Source organism: Leucothrix pacifica (genome assembly GCF_003172875.1).
In the GTDB taxonomy this organism is placed as follows: Bacteria; Pseudomonadota; Gammaproteobacteria; order Thiotrichales; family Thiotrichaceae; genus Leucothrix; species Leucothrix pacifica.
The window spans coordinates 35,610-57,469 of the sequence record NZ_QGKM01000087.1; the positions used below are offsets into that span (position 1 = coordinate 35,610).

Here is a 21,860-nt window from a genome sequence, read left to right on the forward strand (position 1 = left end):
CAGATAAACAGATAAACAGATTAGCGAGACCGGAGGATGAAAACACTCCGGTTCGCCATCAGATATTTAAGCTTAACTAAGCTCACCACGTGCCGGGTAATCAACTTTCAATGCAAAATCAATCGCACCCAAAATTTCACGGAAATGTGGTCGTGCGAAAGGCATAGTGCTGATATTTGACCAGTATAAAGTGCCATCAGCACGTACCATGAAAAGTCCTGGTTCACTGAATTCTGCTGGCTCTTCAATTCCAATAGATGTCTTACCACGTCCCGCAGAACGGTGTAGTCCTAGCGCTCGTGCATCTTCAACACTTAAGTCATAAGCGATTTGAAGGTCAGGTAATTCCCACTCATCTTTTGCTTGCTGCGCGCGCTCTTGCGTATCGCTGCTTCCACCAATAATGGTCACGCCGCGTTCGGCGAACTCACTTTTCAGTTTTTGTAGTTCCTGCATATAACCCTTACAAACCGGGCAATGCAGACCGCGGTAAAACACCATTAATGTGAAGTTTTCTGGATTCTGATCCTGCAAAGACCATGGGCCATCAAGCGTGTTTAAGTTCAGTTGTGGCATTGCTTCGCGAGGCTTTAATACGATCATGTCGTGATTTCCTTTATGTAGAATGTGCTGAGCATATTACGTTTTTTATGTGTTTATATGGTATGCTAAAAACACTATATATATTGCAGATCGTACAAATGGACCGTCTATCCGCGTTACTTCACTACTTTCAGCCGTCAATTACACACGTCACACATGGCACATTAGCCGCGGCACAAACCATGGCTGTAGAAACCGCATCTGCTGCTGACCTGTATTTGATTAACAGCGGTAATGCCCGGCTATTAATAGATAGTGAGGGTGAAGAAATCCAGACTCATTCATTAGGTACTCGCGATGTGGCGTGGTTGCCTGACGGGTCTAAGCATCGTTTGATAGGCGGTGAGGAAGGTGTTGAATATATGCATGCTGTACTAGCTTTTGGGTCAGTGAGTCTTAATCCTTTGCTGGAGTCCTTACCGAAGATGATTGTGCTGACTGCCAGGCAGGATGATGGTTGTGAATTACAGCCGCTCATCTGCCTGATGATTAATGAGTCGAGAAATCCACGGTGCGGAAATGAGCTGGTGTTAAATCATTTAGCCGAGGTTTTATTGGTAAAGTTGTTGCGCTTCTTAATGCAGCGAATGGTGTTTAATCATGGCTTAATTGGTGGTCTGGGAGATCCACGCTTAGCACGCGCTTTAACCGCAATGCATGACCAGCCCGGTGAACCGTGGAGCGTGCAATCGCTGGCGAAGGAGGCTGGCATGTCGCGTACTGCATTCAGTACTCACTTTCATAAAGTACTGGGCTATCCACCGGGAGAATACCTGACTCTGTGGCGCATGCGTTTGGCACGGGAATGGTTGGGAACCACCTCTCAATCCATCGCCCAAATCGCTGACAAACTAGGCTATCAAAACGAAGCCGCGTTTCGCCGGGCGTTTAGGAAAGTCGTCGGTCATGCACCAGGCTGGGTGCGTAAGCAGTCCACTACTGAGCTGGCAACGAGTCCTTGATAATCTCGTAAATCTCAGGACGATGTATCCTCATCTCTTCCTCACTCAAGCCTTCCAGAGAATGCGGATACTTCAGCCAATCCGTTGTTTCATGAATCACATAATCCGGTTCTAAATCGACTTGCCGGCGACTTGGCTTGTAATAGGGAACGGCGATACGGATATGTTCCGGCGTATTCAGGCGGGCACGACTGCGCAATTCATTAATAATGGCTTCAACAGATTTACCCGTATCAAACACATCATCCACGATAAGCAGACGGTCATTGTGCTGCACGTGCTTCACCAAATAATTCAAACCAAACACCTTAACTTCTCGAGCCTGATTATCGATCCCGCTGTAAGACGCCGTTCGAATGGCGATGTGGTTGGTTTCAATGCCGTGATATTCCAGATATTCCTGCACTGCGATGCCGATAGGCGTACCACCACGCCAGATGGCAATGATAAAGGTAGGCTCAAAACCACTGTCCAGAACTTGTTTGGCCAGCGTGAAAGAGTCCTCTAATAATCCTTGTGCGGTCAGGTAAACTTTACTCATCAGTATTCACAGGTTTGTGTGTAATCGGTTATATTGTCGTGTATTCCGGCGGGGTGCAAGCCTTGCTTTAGCAAACAGAGACAGGGATCAGAGCCAATGATGGAAAAGCAGTTCTTGGATGAGCAAGCGGTAATTTTAGATTCCTTTCGTTTGGGAACTGAAATTTTTGAAAGCGGCTTTCGACCCACTTTTATCGTAGGACTCTGGCGCGGCGGTAGTACCATTGGAATTTACGTGCAGGAATGTTTGCAAACTCTGGGCATTGAAACTGACCATATTGCGGTGAGAACCTCGTATCAGGGGCAGCCTCATTATCAACAAACCTTGTCACAACCTGATCCCGAAATTCGGGTGCACGGCACGCAGTACTTACTGGAAAACCTGAATGCGGATGATCGCCTGCTGATTGTTGATGACGTAGTGAGTACCGGTCGTAATGTAACGGCAGTGATTGCTCGCCTGAACCGCCACTTAAAGAGAAACATGCCACAAGAGGTCAAAGTTGCGTCTTTATTTAGCCGTCCGTCGCATGATAAAACTGGCTTATCGCCTGACTACTGTTTGCATACCACCAGCAATTGGTTGGTGTTCCCTTATGAGTTACATGGGCTTACACCAGATGAGATCAAAACGCATAAACCCTATGTGCCACTGGCGACCACTGAATAATTAATTTTAAGCAGCCATTTGTATATATTTATGCCTTTTTGATAGGTTGACGTAAATATAGCTGCGCGCTAAAGTCAGCCTACTTTTTAAATTATTTATAAAAAATCATGAAAAAAACGCTATTAGCAATTGCTGTGCTGGGCCTTGGCGCCGCTGCAGCCTCTCCTTATCTTATTGGTTCTCAGATCGAGAAAACAGCCCGCCAGCAGATTGAACGTGCGAATCAGCAGTTAGTGACCGCGGTTAAATCCAATCCACAGTTTCAGGATGCCAGCATCACAGTAGAGTCTTATGAAAAAGGCTATATGAAATCTACAGCCAAAACCCTGTTGAGTCTGGCAGTTAATTTACCGGGTCAGGCAGAGCCAAAAGTATTTGATGTACCGTTGAATTCTGAAATCAGCCACGGTCCATATTTAGGTGATGCGGGTTTTGGTGCGGCGAAGATTATTTCACATCCTGATGTATCAGGTTTAGAGCTGCCAGAAGCAATTACTAATGAAACACTGACCATCGAAAATCTGGTGAGCTTTTCAGGTGCGATGGATCAAAAAGCAACGGTTGCCCCCATTAAGTACGCAGCTGAAGATGGCACGATGTTTGATTTTGCAGGTGCCACCATTGTCAGCGAAGCCAGCCTCGAGAACCGCAGCACATTCACCGGTGAAATGGATGTCCAGCAGTTGATTGTGAGTACTGAGGACGAACCAAACCAGTTTGTGCTGAAGCCATTTAAGATGGACCTGAAAGGCAAAGGTGATGACAGCCTGATGAAGGGCGACTACGAAATCAAAAGTGGTGCGATTGAAGCAACCATTGGCGATGACGGTAGTCTTGTCATGCAGAGCATGGAAATGGCAGGCACTTATGCTCAGGCTAAAGGCGCTGACATGATGATTGGTGAGGCGAATGGTGTGTTCAAAGACATCGTTTTCACAAATAAACAGTTGTCGCCCGACCCAATCAAGCTCCCTGAATTATCTGTGATGACTAACATGAGTCAGCCGGACGGAACGGACCTCGATATCAATGTGAAGTATGCAGCGATCCTGGACTCTAGTCTGATGGCGATTATGCAGTCTCCGGTCGATGTTAAAACAGCGGATCTCGAAGTCTCCTTTAAGGCGTTACCCATTGAAGCGGTTCAAAAATACCAAGACTTAATGGGCGACCTTGCTTCAGAGAAGGATCAGAACAAAGCAGCTGAAAATATGCAGGGTGAATTGTTCTCTATTCTGCAAATGTTGACAAAAAATGCATCAGCCACTCATTTGGAATTACATGCAAAGTCAGATGCGGGTGACCTGAATGCTGATATCGATGCAGGTTTTAAGCCGGGTCTTGATTTATCAGAACAGGAGTTGATGATGCTGATGGGCAGTGCTGATCCACAGAAATTGCTGTCTGTGCTAGTGGGTCGCGGTAATATCGATCTGAATAAAGGTATCACCGATAAAGCAGGTATGACACCAATGATTCAGATCATGGCTGCTGACTTTGTCACGCTGGAAGGCGATATCTTCAAGTCAGAACTGCAAATTTCTGATGGTCAGTTATTGGTTAACGGATCGCCATTGCCATTCCTTGCGCCACCGACTGGCATGGGGCAATAATTTGTTGCAGTAGTAACAGGTCTGATGTTTGAGCATAAAGCCACTGGATAATCCAACCAGTGGCTTTATTGTAGTTTGTAGTTTGTAGTTTGTAGTTTGTAGTTTGTAGTTTGTAGTTTGTAGTTTGTAGTTTGTAGTTTGTAGTTTGATCAGAAAATCCCAAGTTTTAAGCCTTCAGCCATTCCCGCGCCCAGCGTCTCAGCTTCTTCGAGAAAATCCTGTTTAAACGCTCCGTGAAATAACACGGGCTCCTGAACCAATTTCCAGCGCAATCCGGAAATGACTTTTTGAACACTATTGGTCGCTCCAGTGCCATTCAGTCCAGCCTTGACATAGAATGCCCAAGGCAGGCCATCGGTCTGATCCATACAGGGATAATAAATCCGTTCCAAAAAATCTTTAACCAAGCCACTCATATAGCCAAAGTTCTCTGTCGTACCAAGGATCACGCCAGAGGAGGAGATAACATCAGCTGCTGTAGCTTCCAGCGGCGTCTTGAAAACGACCGGATAATCCGTGTCTTTTGCACCCTTGACTACGCTCTCAAATAACTTAAGTGCATTGTCCGAAGGGCAGTTAGCAACAATTAGTAGATAGCTCATGCGACCAGTATAGACAAAAAAATGTAGGTTGAAGGGTTAATAAAAACTTCTTGTCAGCAAAGTAAACCTATTCCATTCTAAGAATTAAATAATATAGTGGCATATGTAATTTAGACTTAAATTTAATTTTATCTAGTGATAAATAAATTTAACGAAACGCGGCTATCACATGGCTGTTTAGTATCGTATTAATCCAGGAAGAAATAATGTCGTCTTACAAAAGTGATATAGAAATCGCGCGTGAATCAACCATGCAACCCATTGGCGAAATAGGTGAAAAACTAGGAATACCCTATGAAGCACTCATGCCCTTTGGGCACACGAAAGCCAAGGTGAGTCAGGGTTTCATTGAGTCGGTTAAAGATAACAAGCAAGGCAAGCTGATCCTTGTGACTGCTATTTCCCCGACACCAGCGGGTGAGGGGAAAACCACCACAACGGTTGGTCTAGGTGACGGTCTCAACCGAATCGGTAAAAAGGCCACGATCTGTATTCGCGAGCCAAGTCTTGGCCCTTGCTTTGGTATGAAAGGCGGTGCAGCGGGCGGCGGTCATGCGCAGGTTGTACCGATGGAAGATATCAATCTGCATTTCACCGGCGATTTTCATGCAATCGGTGCGGCACATAATTTATTGTCGGCGTTGATCGACAACCATATCCACTGGGAAAACAAATCGGGTCTCGATCCTCGTCGTATCACATGGCGCAGGGTAGTGGATATGAATGACCGGGCGCTGCGTAATATCAACGTCGGGTTGGGTGGGCCTTTTAATGGCACACCCCGTGAGAGTGGTTTCGACATTACGGTTGCCTCTGAGATCATGGCGATCTTCTGTCTGGCGACTGACTTAGATGATCTGAGCCGTCGTATTGGCAATATCGTGGTCGGTTATACACGAGACATGACACCGGTGCGTGCTCGTGAGATTAATGCAGAAGGGGCTATGACAGTGCTGCTCAAAGATGCATTTATGCCCAACCTGGTACAGACACTGGAAAACAACCCCGCCTTTATTCATGGTGGCCCGTTTGCCAATATTGCACATGGTTGTAACTCGGTTATCGCGACCACTACCGCGTTAAAAATTGCAGACTATGTGGTTACCGAAGCAGGGTTTGGTGCTGACCTTGGTGCTGAGAAATTCTTTGATATTAAATGCCGCAAAGCAGGGCTGGAGCCGGCGGCAGTAGTGTTGGTGGCAACCGCTCGTGCGTTAAAAATGCATGGTGGCGTAGCTAAGACCGACCTGAATACTGAAAACGTCGAGGCGATCACTAGTGGCTGTAAGAACTTAGGTCGCCACATCGACAATTTGTCAAAGTACGGTGTGCCTGTGACGGTCGCCATAAACCGGTTTGTGACTGATTCGGATGCTGAGCTACAGGCAATACAAGCATTTTGTGAAGCACGCGGTGTGCAGGCGTTTAACTGTGAGCACTGGGAGAAGGGTGGCGCAGGAACAGAAGCACTGGCGCACCACATTGCCGAGGTTGCTGACTCTGGGGCGTCTAAATTTGAGCTGCTGTATAACGATGAGATGTCGCTTTGGGACAAAGCAGAACACATTGCTAAAACGCTCTATGGCGCGGATGAAATTATCGCTGATAACAAAGTTCGCAAGCAGTTCGCCCAGTTTGAGCAAGATGGCTATGGGCACTTCCCGGTGTGTATGGCAAAAACACAGTACAGTTTCTCAACAGACCCTAGCCTGATGGGCGCACCATCTGGTCACGCGGTTCCGATTCGGGAAGTGCGATTGTCGGCAGGTGCAGAGTTTATTGTCGTGGTCTGTGGAGATATTATGACCATGCCCGGACTGCCGCGCGTGCCGTCTGCGGACCACATTCACCTGAACGAACAGGGTCAGATAGACGGCCTGTTTTAAACCTCAACAACGCACGACTAAGCCGGCATTGATATCATGCCGGCTTTTTTTTGTCCGATAGACGGTATATCCGTTAGTTCTCTTTTTGTTTGATAAATGACTTTATTTATGAAACAAAAAGCGTTATTGTATGCTGCGGATGAACGAAGGAACGTTTGCAATGTCGCAACTGCTGCATTTCCGGGGGATGAGATGAGCAAAGATTTAACCACTTCGAGTATTCATCGGCAGAACATTTTGAATAACCCCTTTGCACTAGAGAAGATCCGCGAACACTTTGCATTTAAGGGAACAGATTTTGAAAATGAGCAGGTGTATACCAAGGCGCAAGTCGCAGAGTTATTAGGAATAGATACACGCACCATTGAACGTTATATTCGAAATCACGGTGATGAATTCGGAACGAACGGCTATCGTGTTTTAAAAGGAAAATCCTTAAAAATCTTCAAGTTACACTATGTCTCCGACATCAATGTCGGTGACAAGGCCTCTAGTATTGGTGTTTTTAATTTTCGCTCAGTACTTAACCTTGCCATGGTGCTGACCGAGAGCGAAAAGGCCAGTGAAATTCGCTCGCGGGTACTCGATATTGTGTTGGATGTGATTGCCAAAAAGAGCGGTGGTCATACGCGATTTATTAACCAACGTGATCAGGATTACCTGCCAGCCTCTTACCATGAATTCAGCTATCGCAAGTTATTCACAGATGCACTGCGCGATTATGTCGATATGGGTGGCACCAAATACCGTCACTTCACCAATAAGATCTATCAGGCTATTTTCAAAGAAGATGCTGCGGAGTACCGCCGCATTCTTAACCTATGCGATAAAAGCCGTACCCGTGACACGATGTATACCGAAGTCTTGGATCTGATTGCCAGCTTTGAAAACGGTATCGCGGATCAACTCAAACAACGCTCCGAAGCCTTGGGTCGCAAACTCACCGAAGCTGAAACCGATGCTTTGTTTGTCGCTTCAGAATCAAACCCCTTTATCAGACCCTACATCGAAGGGGCACGTACCCGAATGGCGAGTCGTGACTTGTGCTTTAGAGATGCCTTGCACGATAAACTGGAAGGTTATATTCAGTCTGTACCAGAAGTGGATTTCGAGAAGTTTCTGGGTGAGACCAGCAAGAGCCTCATGGAGCGCTTGGATGATGAGGAGACCCTGTCTGTATTTCGTCGCCTGAAGGATCGCTAAGTGGATTGGTCTCTTCATTACTTTGATCTGAAACATGCGGTGGACGCGCACGATTCAATTATTGATAAAAGCGGTGGTCTGGATGGTTATCGAGAAATTGGTCTGTTGGAGAGCGTGCTCGCTCACATTCAGGATGACCGTTATTACCCCGAGTTTGAAGATAAGCTCGCCCACCTGATTTTTTCGGTCAATAAACTCCATGCCTTTAATGACGGTAATAAGCGTGCCAGCTTGATTCTGGGTGCGTATTTTATGGAGCTCAATGGTTATGACTATTGCGTCGAACGCTTTTGGTTTGAGTTTGAAAACTATGCGGTGAGTTTGGCAGAAGGGCGCTTAAGTAAGGATGTGCTACAGCAAATGTTGCGGGCGTATATTTACGATGAAGAATACAGCGAAACACTCAAGCTCACCTTGATGGATGCACTGGGTGGTTTAGAGTGAAGTCAGTCACTCAAGGCCTAACCAGTATAGCGGCTGGCTAGCCATAAAAATGGCCCACACTCTTTATCGAATATGGGCCAATATGATTTACTGATTTGATAACTGTGATAGTTAAGCTGACTGATTACATAAGCGACAGCCAGCTTAAATCTATCCTGTAGCAGTCACTTCTCTGCTGTCGGCTTATCATTCACCACAGAGTCGTTCTCGACTTTAGCATCAGTACCAGCTGTCATCTGAATTAGGTCAGTATTGACCATGGTTGTAGGATCACTACCTTGCACCTCATCCGGGTTAGCGGGCTTGTAGTATTCCAAATGACTGATATCAACCTCATCACCCAAGCGTTCTTTCAGATCCCAGATCGCGCGGATGCGTTTACCATAGAAATTCTGCGTACCAATCTTTTCATACAAACCGGAGCGTTGCAGTGCTGAAACCAGTTTGTGTTTTGGCCTGCTGATACAGAACGTAATACCGGCCTCACGTAAACCTTCCGCCATGTGTGCCAGCATTTCTTCACCGGTCGCGTCGATTTGATCAACCGCTTCAAGATCCAGTACCAGTGCTCTGAGTTTTGGCTTGTCGGCTACCGCATTGAGTAGTCGTTTCTCAAGATAACCGGCATTGGCGAAGTACAGATCACCATCATAACGGAACAGTGCAAAGGTCTCGCTGGTTTGCATACCGAAGATTTCAGCATCGCGGAACACACCTTCTTTATCCTTCGCCAACTCGGCAAAGTGAGGTTGCATGGTGCGGTACAGATAAAACGTGATCGACAGAATGACACCAATGAAAATGCCATACTCAAGATGAGGCGCAAATACCAAGGTCGTGATAAACACAATCAAGGCGATTACACCGTCGTGTGGGTTGACACTCCAGGCATGCTTAAACGGTTCAAACTTAATCATGCCGTAAACAGCAACAATAATGATCGCTGCCAGTGTGGCCAGAGGCAGGTGATAAAGCAGCGGGGTCAAAAACAGCAGGGTAATTCCTACAATAACACCGGTCACAATCGCGGCGAAGCCAGTCTTTGCACCGGCATCAAATGCCACCGCTGTGCGCGAGAATGATCCCGACACCGCATAACCCTGAGTGACACCGGCAACGATATTTGCCAATCCTTTACCAACCATTTCCTGATCTGCCGATATGCGCTGACGGGTTTTTGAAGCCACCGCCTTGGCAATCGAGAAGGCTTCAACAAAACTCAGCAAGGCAATAATAATCGCCGGCATAATCAGCTTTTGGAAATGTAAGTCCTCAGCCACCGGGAAGACAAACGCTGGTAGTCCCGGCGTGACTTCACCCACCACACCACCACCCATGGTTTCGTATCCAAGCATCCAGGAGACTAAGGTAGTAATCAACACGGTGATTAAAATGCCAGGCAGCTTAGGAAAGGCTTTACGCAAGTAAATGAGTAAGAACAACGAAAACACGCCCATAATGAGCGTTTGGAAGTGGATGTCTGTTGGTACTTGTTTGAGAAATTCGCCATAGGTCTCAAACAGACTTTTACTGCTGTCCATGGAAATACCAAACAGCTTACCAATCTGAAGACTGCCGATAACTATCGCGGCTGCGTTGGTAAAGCCGATCACCACAGGGTGCGACAGAAAGTCGACTAATATACCTAGCCTGAGGAAACCGAGCACTAACTGGAAGACGCCCACCATCAGGGCGAGTATCGCCGCATGAATAATGTATTGCTCCAGACTCAGGCCCAATGACGCCAATGCCGCAGCTGTCATTAAAGAGATGATCGCAACAGGCCCGTTCTGTAACTGTCGGGATGATCCAAACAGTGCCGCAATGATCGGAACCAAAAATGACGCATAAAGTCCGATATGGGGGGGTAAGCCAGCAAGTTGCGCATACGCCATTGACTGAGGAATCAACACCAATGCAACGGTTGCACCCGCGATAATATCAGCCTTCAGGATCTCCGGATTTTGAAGTTCGCCTGCCCATTGCTTAAACGGAGTCAGGCGGTGCTTAGCATCTTGTAACAGTGACGAAAGATAGGTATTTATCATTATTAGCGTTCATCAATATCCATTATGTAATTAATGAATATAGTAGCACGCTAAGAAATGTGGTTACGACACTTTCTGACCGACTACATAAAGAATGGGTGTTGGTCGATTGCCTCGCGTTGAACTCGTTGAGGATCAAGTTTCAACATAGCCTGATAGCAAGCCTCCGCCGTTGCACTTTCATTGCGCCCATCTTCAAAGCACTCTAAAAACTGATTCAGTAAATATTCAAATGACTCCTGACTCTCGATCGAGCTGACTGTTTCCGCCATTGGCACCATAACCGTCTCTGAGTTGAGTACCTGAGTAATGCGGGTGATATTGTGCAAATGCTCACGGCTCAGTTTGCCTTTCATTTGCTTCAACGTGCTCGCTAATTGTTTCTCCGTCGCCTGATATTCTTTCACACTGTAGTCTGTATTCATGATGACATTGACAAGACCATTGTACTGTTCGAGAAGGGGGGTAATCTCTTTCATAGTATCGTTTCATTGTTATTATTCGGGGGTTGTTGGACTCACTAAACCACTTGGGGGAGCAGTAGTTAGTCAGTGCGAATCAGTCTATTGTCGCCAACCTTGTTGTTAGCTTAATTCTTTGTCACACTGCGAAAAAGGCGATAACTGGTTGAGGAAAAGTGGCTAATTTACTGAATTAAATATGCTTTTAATCTGGGGTTCAGTTTTAGTGGTGGATAGTGCCCGACTCGCCTTTACAAATAAATAACAAAGATCTTGTGATAACTAGTGACTTGTTGATATATAGGACAGATAAGGATTTTAATAACTTTGGGGATCATATGTTCAAACCAAAAGCGTATAAATATTTTTTATATGTAAGCTTAATGATAAATGCAGTTTTGTGGGGTGGCGTTGGAGTCGCACAGGCTGATGATACAAGGCCTGCCACACATGAGCAGAAAATTGCACTCCTTGAAGATGCAAAAGAATCCATCATCAAACTCTTCGTTGTCTCCCACATCGTTGACACACTAAAACCCTGGAACTCATACATCACACGCTCTACAGGCTCTGGCTTCATTATCGAAGGCGAGCAAATTATGACTAACGCTCACGTAGTCTCTAACGCCACCTTCATCGAAGTCAGAAAGCACGGTGAAACGACTCGTTACGAGGCTGAAGTTGCCCACATCTCACATGACTCAGATCTGGCGATCGTTAAGCTGAAAAAGCCGGTTGAAGGTTTTTACAACACAGAGCCGCTAGTATTTGGTGACCTGCCGCAAGCGCATCAGGAAGTCACTGCATTTGGTTATCCGGTCGGTGGTGACAGCCTGAGTGTGACACGCGGCGTCGTGTCGCGTATCGAGCGCTCTGTGTACGTACACAAAAACAGAAGCATGATTTCAGTACAAGTCGACGCCGCTATTAACCCCGGTAACAGCGGTGGTCCTGCCATGTCACATGGTAAGGTGATTGGCGTGGTGATGCAGTCGATGCATTCCTCTGAGAACGTTGGTTACATTATCCCGACACAAGTGGTCAAACACTTCCTGAAAGACCTCGAAGACAATCGCTATGATGGCTTCCCAACACTGGGAATCATTGATCAAGGCATTGAAAGTCCGGCGCTTCGTGATAAATACGGTGTCTCGGGTGACCAAAGTGGCGTTTTAGTCTCGATGGTTTATCCGAATTCCCCAGCCGAAGGCATACTTATGAAGGACGACATCATCACCCATATTGACGGTCATGATATCGCCAACAATGGTATGGTCGAGTTCCGTCACAAGCAGACTATTGCTTATCAGCACTTTGTGGATATGCATCAGCTGGGTGACAAGGTTGAGTTAAAGGTGATTCGTGATGCCAAGCCAATGGATCTCACGGTAGAACTCACAAAGACCATCGACAGCTTCGAGTTAGTCGCTGCGCCTGGTTTTGAAGATAAGCCGAGCTATTTCATCTTCGGTGGGTTTGTGTTTATGCCACTGACGGATGACCTGATCACGGCAAGCCGCCGTCGCTTGGGCTTCGATGAAAAGGTACTGAATCTCAAAAGCTTCTGGCCGACTGATGAGCGTGAGGAAGCAGTGATTCTTACGCGTGTGCTCCCTTCAAACAGTAACAAGGGTTTCCACGACACCTCATTTGTATTAATTGAGAAGCTTGATGGTAAGCCGTTTAAAAACTTTGAAACATTCTATCGTCTGGTGAAAAACAGTAAATCTGACTTTATCAAACTGGAAGATGAGTTTGGTTATCAGGTCGTGATCGATCGTAAAAAAGCACTGGCGAGTCAGGCACAGATTCTGAAGCTCTATGACGTGCCATTGGGTGAGTCTGAAGATCTGAAGCTACTGGATAAAGACGTAGAAGTGCCTGCTGCTAAGCCGAAGGCTGGCTCAGCGGTTTAAGCCAACACGTTTGTGATACTACAAGGGGAAGCTTCGGCTTCCCTTTTTTGTGTTGACTGTTTCACTATGACTACGAGCCAATCAAAGTAGCGCCCTGTTTAGCAGCACGCTACAATCAAACATCAACCCTAATTTGAAAACCTCATGAATATATCGTCTTACCTTGTCCAACCAACTGAAGCCTTGACTAATAAACTAGTCAAGATCGACGCTGCCGTTGAACAAATCAAACAACTACAAACAGAAAAGCCGACGATGTGGGGCGTGATACAGCAAAAGCTACGTGCGGAGTGGACATTTGACAGTAATGCCATCGAAGGCAGCACGCTGACATTGGGCGAAACCATCTTCTTTCTGCAAGAAGGCTTAACCGTCGAAGGAAAGCCACTTAAAGACTTCTTAGATGCCCGCAATCACGCAGAAGCCATCGATCTGCTTTTTGATGTGGTGGCACAAAAGCGAGACATTAGTGAAAGCCTGATCAAAGAAATCAATGCGCTACTGCTGGTTGGGGTGCAATCAACACCTGCCATTGATAGCAATGGTCAGCGCGTCAATAAACCCGCCACACCAGGGCAATACAAATCTCAGCCAAACCACGTACTGCAGCAAGATGGCTCAATTCATCATTACATTGAGCCGCTGCAAGTGCCACTGGAAATGCAGCAACTGTGCGACTGGGTAAACGTTTCGAAAGACAAGTATCATCCCGTCATTATTGCAGGCGTAGCTCATTATAATATGGTACGCATTCATCCTTTTGACGATGGCAATGGCCGTGGGGCGCGGATACTAATGAATCTGATATTAATGATGCACGCTTATACGCCAGTGATCGTGCGCAATGCCAAGAGACGTGTGTATTTACAGGCATTGTCACAAGCGGACGCGGGTGACATGATGCCGTTTTTGCAATTTATCGCGGAGTCGATGTTGGATACGCAGCGCATGATTTTGAATGAGCTGGGCCATAGTCATAGTTAATTAGAAATACTAATCAGTGCCAAGCCTGAAAGATAACAATTGCAACACTTTTACGATAAAATGGCATGACTTTCTAATGACAGGGTAGTTTAGGATGGCGGCCAGCAACACCAGTAGCTCAGGTAATTTCGACTTTCTAAAAGAACACGACCCGCTATTTCTAGAGCTAGCCAGTGCCGCTGAGCGCGCTTTCACTAGCGACCCAAACACCACACTCATCAAGCTGCGCCAGCTCGGTGAGGCCATGACGCAAGATATTGCTGCGCGCAGCCACATCTCATTTGATAGCCAAATCTCGCAATTAGAGCTGCTTAACCGGGTTAATCGCCAACTCAATTTAGAGCCCAACGTTGTTCAGCTATTTCACTTCTTGCGCGTCGAAGGAAACAAAGCAACGCACCAATTTAAAACCAAACACAAAGAAGCCATAAGCGGTTTGACCGTCGCCAGAGAGCTAGCGACGTGGTTTCACCGTTCCTTTGGTAGTGCTGGGGCGAGCTTTAAACCTGGCCCATTTCAGCAAATTGTGGACCCCAGTGCGCAACTGCGCCAACTACAAACCGAAATCACCACGCTTAAAACAAACTTAAAACAATCCAATGCGGATTTAGACTCCAGCCAGCAACTCAACGACCTGATCGCCAAAGAAAAGGAAGAATACGAAGCGCTTGCCCTCGCCATGGATGAAGAAGCGCAAAGCCTTGCTGCCCAAGCGACTCAGCACGAAGCGCAGCTAACGCAGCAGCAGCGGGATTACGAAGAAAAAATACAAGCCCTACAAAAACAACTCGCCGAGCAAGATGACAAAAGCAAAACCGCTGACCGCAAACAACTGACACGCAGCACCAAAGCAGCTTCTGATAACCTGGTCATGAACGAAGCACTCACGCGTCTGGTGATCGATTTACAACTGCAAGAAGCAGGCTGGGATGCAGACACCGAGCAGCTCACCTACAAAAACGGCGTGCGCCCGGAAAAAGGAAGAAACATCGCCATCGCCGAGTGGCCAACCAAGTACCTCGGAGAAAATGGCCGAGCGGACTACGTGCTATTTGCCGGTTTAACGCCCATCGCGATTGTCGAAGCCAAGCGAGAAAATACCAACGTTGCAGGTAAAATCACCCAAGCAGAGCGCTACAGCAAAGGCTTTACCGTGACCGAGCCACAGATACCCGCTTGGGAAGTGCAAGGCATGACCATCGCGTGGCCCGATGAAGCCGATGGACACTACAAAATCCCCTTTGTGTACTCGTGCAATGGTCGACCCTATATCCCGCAGCTTAAAGAGCAGTCCGGTACATGGTTTAGAGATATACGAAGCGCATCAAATATCAAGCGCCCACTCCCTGAGTTTCATACGCCTAGTGGCTTGCTAGACAAACTCAAACGCAGCAAAAGCGACGCCGAAGACAAGCTAAAACACGAAAAATTTGGCTATCTGAAACTGCGAGACTACCAAGAGCAAGCGATACAAGCCGTCGAACACAGCTTAGAAAACAACGAGCGCCGAGCGCTACTGGCGATGGCCACGGGAACGGGGAAGACCCGTACCATCATCGGCTTGATGTACCGCTTTCTAAAAGCCGAACGCTTTAAGCGCATTTTATTCTTAGTAGACCGAACCGCCCTCGGCGAGCAAGCGCTGGACTCGTTTAATGAAGCGCAATTGGAACAAAACCAAACACTATCTAAAATCTACAATGTCGCTGAGCTAGGTGATATGGCCAGCGAAGCAGAAACCCGTGTGCAAGTTGCCACCGTGCAAGCCATGGTGAATCGCATTTTCATTAGCGATAACCGTCCGCCAATCGATCAGTTTGATTGCATCATCATTGATGAGGCGCACCGTGGCTACACGCTCGACCAAGAAATGACCGAAGGCGAACTGGCGACGCGTGACGCCGCACAATATCTTTCTAGCTATCGTCGCGTATTGGAGTATTTTGATGCGGTCAAGATAGCGCTTACCGCAACGCCTGCTAAACACACCAGCGAGATTTTTGGAAAGCCGGTTTACACGTACTCTTACCGTGAAGCGGTGGCGGATGACTGGCTCATCGACCACGAACCACCGATTCGTTATGAGACACTTCTTACGCAAAAGGGCATAAAGTTTGAGAAAGGCGAAAAGATCAAAGCCATCAATACGCGCACCGGCGAGGTAGAAGCGGCAGAGCTGGAGGACGAGGTCAATTTCGAGGTCGAAGCGTTTAACCATCGTGTGATAAATGAAAACTTCAACCGCGTGATTTGTGAAGAATTAGTGAACGAGCTTGATCCATTTGGCGAAGAAAAAACACTCATCTTTTGCGCGACCGACCGCCATGCAGACATGGTGAAGCGCTTACTGGATGCCGCGTTTAAAAAGGAATATTGCGATGAATACCAGCAAGCCGCTGTTGAAAAAATAACGGGACAAAGCGATAAAGTCTCCCAACTGATCAGCCGCTACAAAAACGAACGCTACCCCAATATCGCGATTACGGTTGACCTGCTCACCACGGGTATCGACGTGCCCAAAATCTGTCACCTCGTGTTTATGCGACGTGTCAAATCGCGCATCTTGTACGAGCAAATGATCGGGCGTGCCACACGACGTTGTGATGATATTGGTAAAACCGAGTTCCGCATTTATGACCCCGTGGATATTTACGCCGCACTGGAAGATGTAAACACCATGAAGCCGCTGGTCAAGGACCCTAGCATTACTATAGAGCAGCTGGTTGAGGAGCTAACCGAACCCGCCAAGCTAGAAAAAGCGCTAAACGCACCGGGAGATCAAAAAGGCGAATCACAAGCCGATGCCGTTCTCAGTCAACTGGGGCAAAAAGTCATGCGCATATTGCGTAAGGCCGAAAAGAAAGCGGAAACAAACCCCGAGGTTAAAAACAAACTAAACGAGCTGGAAGCGCGCTGGGGCGTTGAGCCAAAGAAACTGCACAATCATTTACACAAACTTGGCCCAACACAAGCAGCACAGTTTATAAACGAACATCAAGGCTTAGTTGGGCAGTTAAGCGACGTCAAAGCGCTGGTGGGCAGTGAGCGCCAGCCCATTATCTCTGAACATGAAGATGAGGTTAAAGAGCGCACGAAAAGTTACGGCACGTACAGTCGGCCGGAAGATTACCTCGACAGCTTTAACCACTTCATTAATAGCAATATCAATGAAAGCGCAGCACTGGCGGTGATTGTTAACCGACCGCGTGACCTTACCCGACAGCAGCTGAAAGAAGTCAGGTTGTTATTGGATGATAAAGGCTACAACGAAACCAGCCTGCGCGCAGCGGTGCGTAGCCAATCGAATCAAGATATTGCCGCTAGCATCATCGGCTATGTACGTCAGGCGGCATTGGGTGAGCCGCTTGTGCCGTTTGAGCAGCGTGTTGCGCAAGCCATGCAAACGATTTACCAGCGCCAAGCCTGGAAACCGAATCAACGAAAATGGCTGGACCGACTGGCCAAACAACTGGTGCTGGAAGTGATTATTGATCAGGAAAGCGTGAATAAGCGCTTTAGTAGTCACGGTGGCGCAAAGCAGCTCGACAAAGTGCTCGGCAACCAGTTAGACAGCGTGCTTGAAGACCTCAAGGACAATATTTGGCGGGTAAGTGCTTAAGCGAGCAGAGAGCTGCCACATTGATATAAAAAAGGGAAAATTATACAGGTTCGCTTTACTTGTTGATGGCATAGACCTATGTTCATGCCTCCCATCGCTAAACAATGACGAATAAAAGACCCCACTTATGAACAATAACGACATCGTACAAAAACTCTGGAACTTGTGTGACGTACTGCGTGACGACGGCATCAACTACAGCGACTACGTCACTGAGCTGGTGCTGTTGTTGTTTATCAAAATGGTGCATGAAAACACCGAAGCCGAGACCTTAGAACAGCACACTTTGCCAGAAGGCTGTCGTTGGACAGACCTTAACGAGAAGTCGGGCATTAACCTGCTGAATGACTACAAAGCGATGTTGTTGGCGCTTTCAACCGGTCAGCGTGGTGATGAGCAAATCCATGAAGACCCACTGATTAGCGCGATTTATGCCGATGCACAAACCCGCTTGCGTGAGCCGCGCCACCTTGAGCAAATGATCAAAACGCTTGACCAGATTGACTGGTTTAGCGCGCAAAAAGACGGGCTGGGTGACTTGTATGAAGGCTTGCTGGAGAAGAATGCGGGCGAGACTAAGTCGGGTGCGGGCCAGTACTTCACGCCTCGCGCATTGATTAATAGCATGGTGCGATGTGTTGCGCCAAAAGCGGGTGAGGTGGTGCAAGACCCATCGGCGGGTACCGCGGGTTTCCTGATTGCTGCGGATACTTATATCAAAGAGGCCACCGATGATTTGTTTGATCTCACCGAACAGCAAATTGATTTTCAGAAGAACAAAGCCTTTGTAGGGGTTGAGTTAGTACCGAGTACCCGTCGCTTGGCGCTCATGAACTGTTTGCTACACGGCATGGAGGGGGATGACGAGGGTGTGGTGCATTTGGGGAATGCCTTGGGTGATGCGGGTAAAAGCTTAGCCAGTGCCGATATAATTTTAGCTAATCCACCGTTTGGCACGAGCAAAGGCGGTGAGGCGAGTAATACCCGTGATGATCTGACGTATAAAACCAGTAATAAGCAGTTGGCGTTTTTGCAGCACATTTACCGCAACCTTAAGCTGGGTGGTCGTGCAGCGGTGGTGTTGCCGGATAATGTGTTATTTGAAGCGGGTGTCGGGACAGATGTGCGTCGTGACTTAATGAATAAATGTAATCTGCACACCATATTGCGCTTACCGACGGGGATTTTTTATGCGCAAGGCGTGAAGACTAATGTGCTGTTTTTTACCAAAGGCAGCGCCACGGACAAAATGCAGGATGAAGGCTGCACGGAAAATGTTTGGGTGTATGACCTGCGAATGAATATGCCAAGTTTTGGTAAGCGCACACCGTTTACCGAAGCGCACCTCAAGCCGTTTGAAACGGTGTACGGTGAAAACTCTGACGGGACGAGTGCGCGTAAGGAAGGCGAGTGGTCGTTTAATGTGGAAGAGCTGGAAGTGGATGAAAGCACCGCTGAGGATGTGGATGACCGCTTGGCGAAATCCCGCTGGCGCTGCTTTAGCCGTGAATGGATTAGCGAGACCAAAGGTGACTCGCTGGACATTAGTTGGCTAAAAGACAAAGACAGTGTGGATGCGGAAAACTTGCCCGAGCCAGAGGTGTTGGCGGCTGAAGCGAAGGAAGAACTGACGGCAGCGCTTGGGGAGTTGGATGCGTTATTGGTGGCTTTGGAGACATCAGAGTGATGTCCGGTATAGTAAATCAATGGTCAGAGTCGGCTCTGGACTGTTTATTAGTTCACGTTATCGGAGGGGACTGGGGTAAGGATGAAGCTTTCAATGAAGAAGGGTTTGAAAGTGTTTACTGTATCCGAGGATCCGAGTTTAAACTTTGGAAACAGAATCTTGGCTCCACAGCAGTTTTGCGTAAAGTTAAATTATCGAGTCTAAAAACAAGGCAGCTAAAAGTTGGAGATATTTTAATTGAAATATCTGGTGGTGGTCCTGAACAGCCAGTTGGTAGGACTGTACTTATATCCGAACATGTTTTAGAGCAATTCAATGCCCCAGTTGTATGCACAAACTTCTTGAGATTGGCTCGACCGTCGGAAAAAATTAATTCTAGTTATTTAAATTACTATTTAAGCAGTTTTTATTTATCTGGTGAGGTCATTAACTACCAAGGAGGAAGTAATAATCTTCGCAACTTGAAGTTTAAGGATTATTCGAAGATTAGCATTCCAGTTGCTCCTCTAGCAGAACAAAAAGTCATCGCTGATAAGCTGGATTCGCTGTTGGCTAAGGTGGAGAGGACTAAAGCGCGACTTGATGGTATTCCCGATATTCTTAAACGGTTTCGGCAGTCTGTGTTGGCGGCGGCGGTTAGTGGGCGGTTGACCGAGGAGTGGCGGGGGAGTGAGGAATATACCGATACGGAATTTGGTTTTTGTATTCCTAGTAACTGGAGTTTGAAAAGCCTAGATGATGCTGCACAAGTGAAAGGCGGCAAGAGGCTTCCAAAGGGCGAAGAGTTATTGGATATAGATACGGGATATCGTTATATAAGGGCAGGCCAGTTAAAAAATGGGACAGTTATATCGGGTGTTGATGCTCGAAATAAGCAGCTCTATATAAGTAAAGAGACTCACGAGAAAATAAAGCGCTACATTATATCAACTGGAAATGCTTATTTAACGATAGTAGGGGCTTCAATTGGTGATGCAGGTATTGTTCCTGAGTATTGTGATGGTGCAAATTTAACTGAGAATGCTGCAAAGTTATGTGATTATAAAGTGCCGTTAATTAGTCAATTTCTTGGTTACTGGTTAAGAAGTCAATATATACAGGACTTGATCCAACTGGAAATAAAGTCAGGAGCACAAGGGAAGTTGGCGTTAAAACGAATAAAAACATTACCATTCCCAATGTGTTCTATTGAAGAACAAACCGAAATTGTCCAGCGCGTAGAAGAACTCTTCGCCTTTGCCGATGCCGTTGAACGAAAAGCCCAAGCAGCTTCTGAGCGTGTGAATAAGCTCACTCAGTCCATTCTGGCTAAAGCCTTTCGTGGTGAGCTAACGGCTGACTGGCGTGCGGCGAATCCTGATTTGATTAGCGGTGAGAACAGCGCAGAGGCGTTATTGGAAAAGATTAAGGCGGAGCGTGAGGCGTTGAAGCCTAAGAAGAAAACTCGGGCTAAGAAAGTGAAGACTTAGCTAACTTTTAGACCAATACTTAAAATATCACTGTTTATCATGATTTATCACTAAATGATCAATAGTAAGATTTTTGCTAGTTGCTAACATGATTCCCGTCATTAACTTAAACGGAGAAACAATATGACTAAGCAAAATAATCACAAATCAAACATGAGCAATGCTAATAAAGGTACTTCTGGTACTAATAAAACTTACTCTCAAAACCAAGGCAACCGAGGTAAGCAAATGAATCCTCAGTCCGGTGGTAAGAAGAAGTAAGCTGTCACGATAGAGAGGGGGAAGCCCCTCTCTTCTAAGGAGTCATATGAGCACCGAAAACAAAGGTAAAAACGCTAAAAAGAAACCTTTTAAGTGGACTAAGGAGTTAGTTCGCTTAGCGCTTAATGATGGTTGGACTCAAGCAGATATTGCCAAAGAATGCCGAACACAACAGTCAATCGTGAGTGCATGGAAAAAAGGTAGTAAAAAAGGACATGAAGAGCAGTTGAAGCCGCTACTTGACCTCTATGGTTATAAGCTAAGACGAAATACTTTCAGGGTCTATTGGTCATTCAATACAAAAACCGGCGAAAAGACATTTTATCGCGTTGAAGGAAAGGTCATTTTGTCACAGGCTTTTTATGATGCAAGGCGTGATAAACATGGAAAAATGATTAAAAAAGTCCCACAGCTAAAGCTTGTGGTTCATCATCAAGGCAAAAATAACTTCCGGGTTGTTGTGCAGAGTAGAATAAAGTTCACTCATAAAAACGAAGAATTGGAAAGTAGTGTTGAAGATGCTGTTTGGTCCTCTAGAGTCAACGAAGTAATAAATTCGGCTGAGCTTATTAACTTCATAGATGATTATGCGTTAAAGACTCTACATGACTACCCCAGCGACGCAAACACACTACCATTTGTCATCCGGCAGACATTGTTAAATCACGGTGTACCAGTAGATGGGATTGTTGAGTATCCCGCGGTTTGGTAATCTGAAGAATCCCAAAAAAAGGGTCGGGCACTTTAACGCTCAATAAGGCGCAAGCCTTTAGGTTTACACGCTCTAATTGGAGATAGCCCTGAGATCTGCCTTTTTGCACTCTTAGCGCGAAGTAGACCAATCTATGGTGTCATGGTCGTTGCTCTGTAAAGGAGCTATGGTCAAGAGTAG

Annotated in this window: 18 protein-coding genes; 13 read left to right on the plus strand and 5 right to left on the minus strand. The window is 46.7% G+C overall.

Features of this window, described 5'->3' with window-relative positions; genetic code table 11:
• Nucleotides 1–72: 72 nt before the first annotated feature.
• Nucleotides 73–603: a peroxiredoxin-like family protein gene (locus DKW60_RS21015; RefSeq protein WP_109839629.1), complete on the minus strand. Its 531-nt coding sequence runs from the start codon at nt 601–603 to the stop codon at nt 73–75.
• Nucleotides 604–701: 98 nt separating this feature from the next.
• Here DKW60_RS21015 and DKW60_RS21020 point away from each other — a divergent pair, with 98 nt between their 5' ends.
• Entirely contained in the window at nt 702–1,565 is an 864-nt protein-coding gene (locus DKW60_RS21020) for an AraC family transcriptional regulator (RefSeq protein WP_181389829.1), read from the plus strand.
• On the opposite strand, the gene DKW60_RS21025 is transcribed toward DKW60_RS21020, so the two are convergent.
• Nucleotides 1,540–2,106 (minus strand): phosphoribosyltransferase, encoded by a 567-nt coding sequence (locus tag DKW60_RS21025; RefSeq protein WP_245929753.1) that lies wholly within the window; start codon nt 2,104–2,106, stop codon nt 1,540–1,542. The two genes, DKW60_RS21020 and DKW60_RS21025, sit on opposite strands and share 26 nt — an antisense overlap.
• A 96-nt stretch (nt 2,107–2,202) precedes the next feature.
• Here DKW60_RS21025 and DKW60_RS21030 point away from each other — a divergent pair, with 96 nt between their 5' ends.
• The gene (locus tag DKW60_RS21030) at nt 2,203–2,775 is read left to right on the plus strand and encodes a phosphoribosyltransferase (RefSeq protein ID WP_245929754.1); all 573 of its coding nucleotides are present in this window, start codon (nt 2,203–2,205) and stop codon (nt 2,773–2,775) included.
• A gap of 107 nt (nt 2,776–2,882) precedes the next feature.
• Nucleotides 2,883–4,388 carry a DUF945 family protein gene (locus tag DKW60_RS21035; RefSeq protein ID WP_109839633.1) on the plus strand — a complete coding sequence of 502 codons (1,506 nt, stop codon included), beginning with the start codon at nt 2,883–2,885 and terminating at the stop codon, nt 4,386–4,388.
• Between the two features lie 149 nt (nt 4,389–4,537).
• Here DKW60_RS21035 and DKW60_RS21045 read toward each other — a convergent pair whose 3' ends face one another.
• Nucleotides 4,538–4,990, minus strand: a complete 453-nt coding sequence (locus tag DKW60_RS21045; RefSeq protein WP_109839635.1) for a flavodoxin family protein — start codon at nt 4,988–4,990, stop codon at nt 4,538–4,540.
• A 206-nt stretch (nt 4,991–5,196) separates the two neighbouring features.
• On the opposite strand from DKW60_RS21045, the gene DKW60_RS21050 reads away from it, so the two are divergent.
• From DKW60_RS21050 to DKW60_RS21060, 3 genes are all read left to right on the plus strand, one after another.
• Nucleotides 5,197–6,876, plus strand: a complete 1,680-nt coding sequence (locus tag DKW60_RS21050) for a formate--tetrahydrofolate ligase (protein ID WP_109839636.1) — start codon at nt 5,197–5,199, stop codon at nt 6,874–6,876.
• Between the two features lie 108 nt (nt 6,877–6,984).
• Nucleotides 6,985–8,079: a DNA-binding protein gene (locus tag DKW60_RS21055; RefSeq protein WP_245929755.1), complete on the plus strand. Its 1,095-nt coding sequence runs from the start codon at nt 6,985–6,987 to the stop codon at nt 8,077–8,079.
• The gene (locus tag DKW60_RS21060; RefSeq protein ID WP_109839637.1) at nt 8,080–8,523 is read left to right on the plus strand and encodes a type II toxin-antitoxin system death-on-curing family toxin; all 444 of its coding nucleotides are present in this window, start codon (nt 8,080–8,082) and stop codon (nt 8,521–8,523) included. It begins immediately after the preceding gene.
• 164 nt (nt 8,524–8,687) lie between these two features.
• Here DKW60_RS21060 and DKW60_RS21065 read toward each other — a convergent pair whose 3' ends face one another.
• Both DKW60_RS21065 and DKW60_RS21070 read right to left on the minus strand, forming a co-directional pair.
• A complete protein-coding gene (locus DKW60_RS21065; RefSeq protein WP_109839638.1) occupies nt 8,688–10,571 on the minus strand; it encodes a SulP family inorganic anion transporter in 1,884 nt (627 codons plus the stop codon).
• 83 nt (nt 10,572–10,654) lie between these two features.
• Entirely contained in the window at nt 10,655–11,050 is a 396-nt protein-coding gene (locus DKW60_RS21070; protein ID WP_109839639.1) for a hypothetical protein, read from the minus strand.
• 365 nt (nt 11,051–11,415) lie between these two features.
• Between DKW60_RS21070 and DKW60_RS21075 the strand changes: the two genes are divergently transcribed.
• The 7 genes from DKW60_RS21075 (at nt 11,416) to DKW60_RS21100 (ending at nt 21,680) form a co-directional block, all read left to right on the plus strand.
• On the plus strand, nt 11,416–12,948 hold the full coding sequence (locus tag DKW60_RS21075) for a S1C family serine protease (protein WP_181389830.1): 1,533 nt from the start codon (nt 11,416–11,418) through the stop codon (nt 12,946–12,948).
• A gap of 144 nt (nt 12,949–13,092) precedes the next feature.
• A complete protein-coding gene (locus tag DKW60_RS21080; protein WP_109839641.1) occupies nt 13,093–13,932 on the plus strand; it encodes a Fic family protein in 840 nt (279 codons plus the stop codon).
• Nucleotides 13,933–14,026: 94 nt separating this feature from the next.
• Complete coding sequence (hsdR, locus tag DKW60_RS21085; RefSeq protein ID WP_109839642.1) at nt 14,027–17,551, plus strand: type I restriction-modification system endonuclease; 3,525 nt, start codon at nt 14,027–14,029, stop codon at nt 17,549–17,551.
• Between the two features lie 127 nt (nt 17,552–17,678).
• Entirely contained in the window at nt 17,679–19,238 is a 1,560-nt protein-coding gene (locus DKW60_RS21090) for a class I SAM-dependent DNA methyltransferase (RefSeq protein WP_109839643.1), read from the plus strand.
• Nucleotides 19,238–20,707, plus strand: coding sequence for a restriction endonuclease subunit S (locus tag DKW60_RS21095; protein WP_109839644.1), 1,470 nt, complete (start codon nt 19,238–19,240; stop codon nt 20,705–20,707). The genes DKW60_RS21090 and DKW60_RS21095 overlap by 1 nt, the downstream gene beginning before the upstream one ends.
• 123 nt (nt 20,708–20,830) lie before the next feature.
• Complete coding sequence (locus DKW60_RS23845; protein WP_181389831.1) at nt 20,831–20,968, plus strand: hypothetical protein; 138 nt, start codon at nt 20,831–20,833, stop codon at nt 20,966–20,968.
• A gap of 46 nt (nt 20,969–21,014) precedes the next feature.
• Nucleotides 21,015–21,680 (plus strand): helix-turn-helix domain-containing protein, encoded by a 666-nt coding sequence (locus tag DKW60_RS21100; RefSeq protein ID WP_109839645.1) that lies wholly within the window; start codon nt 21,015–21,017, stop codon nt 21,678–21,680.
• The last annotated feature ends 180 nt before the right edge of the window (nt 21,681–21,860 follow it).

Bases quoted from the DNA above. Each gene is read 5' to 3' on its own strand.
- DKW60_RS21095 (WP_109839644.1), top strand. From the start codon at position 19,238: ATGTCCGGTATAGTAAATCAATGGTCAGAGTCGGCTCTGGACTGTTTA.
- DKW60_RS21070 (WP_109839639.1), bottom strand. From the start codon at position 11,050: ATGAAAGAGATTACCCCCCTTCTCGAACAGTACAATGGTCTTGTCAAT.
- hsdR (WP_109839642.1), top strand. From the start codon at position 14,027: ATGGCGGCCAGCAACACCAGTAGCTCAGGTAATTTCGACTTTCTAAAA.
- DKW60_RS23845 (WP_181389831.1), top strand. From the start codon at position 20,831: ATGACTAAGCAAAATAATCACAAATCAAACATGAGCAATGCTAATAAA.
- DKW60_RS21030 (WP_245929754.1), top strand. From the start codon at position 2,203: ATGATGGAAAAGCAGTTCTTGGATGAGCAAGCGGTAATTTTAGATTCC.
- DKW60_RS21075 (WP_181389830.1), top strand. From the start codon at position 11,416: ATGATAAATGCAGTTTTGTGGGGTGGCGTTGGAGTCGCACAGGCTGAT.
- DKW60_RS21055 (WP_245929755.1), top strand. From the start codon at position 6,985: ATGAAACAAAAAGCGTTATTGTATGCTGCGGATGAACGAAGGAACGTT.
- DKW60_RS21050 (WP_109839636.1), top strand. From the start codon at position 5,197: ATGTCGTCTTACAAAAGTGATATAGAAATCGCGCGTGAATCAACCATG.
- DKW60_RS21100 (WP_109839645.1), top strand. From the start codon at position 21,015: ATGAGCACCGAAAACAAAGGTAAAAACGCTAAAAAGAAACCTTTTAAG.
- DKW60_RS21065 (WP_109839638.1), bottom strand. From the start codon at position 10,571: ATGATAAATACCTATCTTTCGTCACTGTTACAAGATGCTAAGCACCGC.
- DKW60_RS21045 (WP_109839635.1), bottom strand. From the start codon at position 4,990: ATGAGCTATCTACTAATTGTTGCTAACTGCCCTTCGGACAATGCACTT.
- DKW60_RS21025 (WP_245929753.1), bottom strand. From the start codon at position 2,106: ATGAGTAAAGTTTACCTGACCGCACAAGGATTATTAGAGGACTCTTTC.
- DKW60_RS21015 (WP_109839629.1), bottom strand. From the start codon at position 603: ATGATCGTATTAAAGCCTCGCGAAGCAATGCCACAACTGAACTTAAAC.
- DKW60_RS21020 (WP_181389829.1), top strand. From the start codon at position 702: ATGGACCGTCTATCCGCGTTACTTCACTACTTTCAGCCGTCAATTACA.
- DKW60_RS21080 (WP_109839641.1), top strand. From the start codon at position 13,093: ATGAATATATCGTCTTACCTTGTCCAACCAACTGAAGCCTTGACTAAT.
- DKW60_RS21035 (WP_109839633.1), top strand. From the start codon at position 2,883: ATGAAAAAAACGCTATTAGCAATTGCTGTGCTGGGCCTTGGCGCCGCT.
- DKW60_RS21090 (WP_109839643.1), top strand. From the start codon at position 17,679: ATGAACAATAACGACATCGTACAAAAACTCTGGAACTTGTGTGACGTA.